The 2,919-nt window shown below is 52.6% G+C and carries 1 protein-coding gene and 1 pseudogene; both read left to right on the plus strand.

Annotated features, from left to right (window positions below):
- The first annotated feature begins 305 nt into the window (after positions 1 to 305).
- Positions 306 to 2,318 carry an LTA synthase family protein gene (locus ACTHSL_RS12345; RefSeq protein WP_440381625.1) on the plus strand — a complete coding sequence of 671 codons (2,013 nt, stop codon included), beginning with the start codon at positions 306 to 308 and terminating at the stop codon, positions 2,316 to 2,318.
- 57 nt (positions 2,319 to 2,375) lie between these two features.
- A pseudogene (locus tag ACTHSL_RS12350) lies at positions 2,376 to 2,832 on the plus strand (IS1595 family transposase); the annotation flags it as partial.
- Positions 2,833 to 2,919: the final 87 nt, after the last annotated feature.

Raw genomic sequence — 2,919 nt, forward strand, 5'->3', positions numbered from 1 at the left:
CTGTTGCTTCTTTGGATTAGGTTTTCGTATTTCATTTGGAAATTGTAAATCTTCAGGATACTTTCGCAAGAGGTCTACTATAAAACCGCCCAAACCGGTTTAACAAAAATCCAAATACCCATACAGCGGCGCAACCCTTCCTACATAAATGAAGTAGCGCAGAAATGTCGGATAAAGCGTCGTCTGAACCCCTCCTATTCCCGATAATCCTTTGCCATATCTTGAAAGCCATACCGCTAAACCGTAAAATCACACCTTACCCAATTTGATATAAATTTACATCCAAACCATCTTACCCGCCAATTATGATGACCCGCCTTGCCGCCTATCGGAAAACCCTCCTCATCTGCCTGATTTTATGGGCATCCATCGTCGCCGTTTTCTCTGCCGAACGTTTCTTCATGCTGCATCATTTCGTTTCAGACGACATCCGCAGCCGTTACGCGGGCGATTTGGCGGCTTTGTTTGTCAAAGGGCTGTTGTTCGACATCAAAATCGCCTCCGTTGCCGCCGCCTTCCCCTTCCTGATCGGGCTGTTCGGACTGGCTACGCAGAAAACCGCCGCCTTTACCCTACGCCTCCTGCCTACCGTCGCAACCGTCCTTTTCCTGACCGTCTTTGCCGCCGCGCTGGGCAACTGGTTCTATTACAGCGTTTACGACCGTCAATTTGACGTCTTCGTCTTCGGGCTGGCGGACGAAGACACCCGCGCTGTCCTGAAAACCGTCTGGTCGGACTATCCCGTCATCCCCTGTCTGGCCGCCTTGATTGCCGCAGCTTTCGTTTTCGGCAAAATCTTCAGCCTCATCCGCCGCCGCACCCGCTTTCAGACGACCTCATGGGGAAAAACCGCTTGGATTGCCGCCGTCCTCTTACCCGTCCTCGCGCTTGCCGCAGGCATACGCGGCTCGTTCGGCAAATTCCCCCTGCGTCAGACCGCCATGCAGATTTCCGCCGCACCGCAAATCAACAAACTCGTTCCCAACGCCCTGACCTCCCTAAGCTGGGCAGTCAACGAATACCGCAACAGCAACGACTTCCATCCCGTCTCCGACGAAGACGGCAGCCGGCTCATCAGTACCCTGCTCGATAAAAAAACCGATGCTGACTTGACGCAGCTCTTTGCCCAAACCGCCGCAAACGCCGCCGTCGAAAAACACCGTCCCAACGTCGTTCTCACCGTTATGGAAAGCATGAGTGCACATCTCTTGAACATGGACAATCCCGAACGGGATCTCTTGGGCGAACTGGGCAAACACTGGCAGCAAGACTGGGTGTACCGCAAATTCGTTTCCGAGGGAGACGGCACCAGCGACACCCTGCACCGCTTCTTCGTCCGCAGCCCGCGCCTCAACCTCAGCCAATCCCTTGCTAAAAACAAAACCTTCCTCGGCAATATGTTCAAACCCTATCTCGATGCCGGCTACCGCGTCGTCTATATTACGGCGGGCAACGGCGGCTGGCGCGATTTCGACACCTTCCTGCGGCACTTGGGCGTCAACGAAATCATCGATGAAAACACCCTCAAAACCCACTATCCCGAAGCAAAATCCGACACATGGGGCGTGCCCGACGAATTCATGTTCCGCTATGCCGAAGAAGAACTCGCACGCGCCGAAAAAAGCGGCACGCCCGTATTCATCATGATGATGTCCGTGACCAACCACCCGCCCTACCGCCTGCCCGCGCCGCATCAGGCGAAAAACTTCCGTTTGGACGAACAAGAGCAAAAACGCCTTGCCAACCTCGCCTCAGGCAAAGAGTTGAATGAAATTTTCAACACCTTCCGATACAGCAACGACCAACTCGGCCGCTTTATCGGCAAAGTGAAAACCATCGCGCCCGACACCATTATCGCCGCCACCGGCGACCACAATATGCGCGCCATCGGCTATCCCGAATCCGCTGATGCCGCACTCGGCCACAGCGTCCCCTTCTACCTTTATGTCCCGCAAGCCTACCGCGGCAGCGCCGAATACCATCCCGAACGCGCAGGTTCGCACAAAGACATCCTACCGACCCTCTACAACTTAAGCCTGTCCAAATCACGCTACTACCAAACCGGCTGCAACCTCACCGCCCCACAACCCGATTCCGCATGGTGCGGCTACGGCTACAACCCCGAAGTCATCATTACCGAACGCGGTTTCTATCACCAACACAGCAAAGCATTCCACAAATGGGACAACAAAAACATCCAAACCGCCAAAAGCCGCCCAAGCACGCCGGATAACGAAGACCAAGCCATCATCCGCCGCGCCTCGGCATATACGCCGTTTCTTGAATGGCAGATCAACCGGATTATCAGCACCCAATAAATCCGTTGGGGCTGTCCTAGATAACTAGGGAATTCAATTCAAGCTAGAATTATCCCCATGAGAAGAAGCCGCCTAAGTCAGTATAAGCAAAATAAGCTCATCGAACTATTCGTTGCAGGCGTTACCGCCAGAGCGGCAACCCAATTGGTCGGCGTCAAAAAATACCGCAGCTTATTATTTCCACCGGCTGCGTCTGCTTATATTTCACAGCAGCCCGCATTTGAAAATGTTTGATGGTGCAGTAGAAGCAGATGAAAGCTACTTTGGCGGGCATCACAAAGGCAGACAGGCGCGGTGCGGCAGGGAAGGTCTTTGCATTCGGGCTTTTAAAGCGTAATAGTAAGGTTTATACCGTTGTCGTATCCAATACGTAAACAGCTGCCTTCTGCCTATTATTTGCGAGTGGGTAAAGCCTGGCGGCATCGTTTATACAGATTGTTATAAAAGCTATGATGTATTGTATGTCAGTGAGTTTAGCCACTTGCGCATCAATCACAGTACACGCTTCGCCGAAAGGTAAAGCTGTATTAGACCTCTTGCGAAAATATTCATCCCATCGCATTAATCAGTCCTGCAATCAGATTTACCCTTAACCCGAACC

Source organism: Neisseria sp. P0008.S010, from assembly GCF_051962715.1.
Classification (GTDB): domain Bacteria; phylum Pseudomonadota; class Gammaproteobacteria; order Burkholderiales; family Neisseriaceae; genus Neisseria; species Neisseria elongata.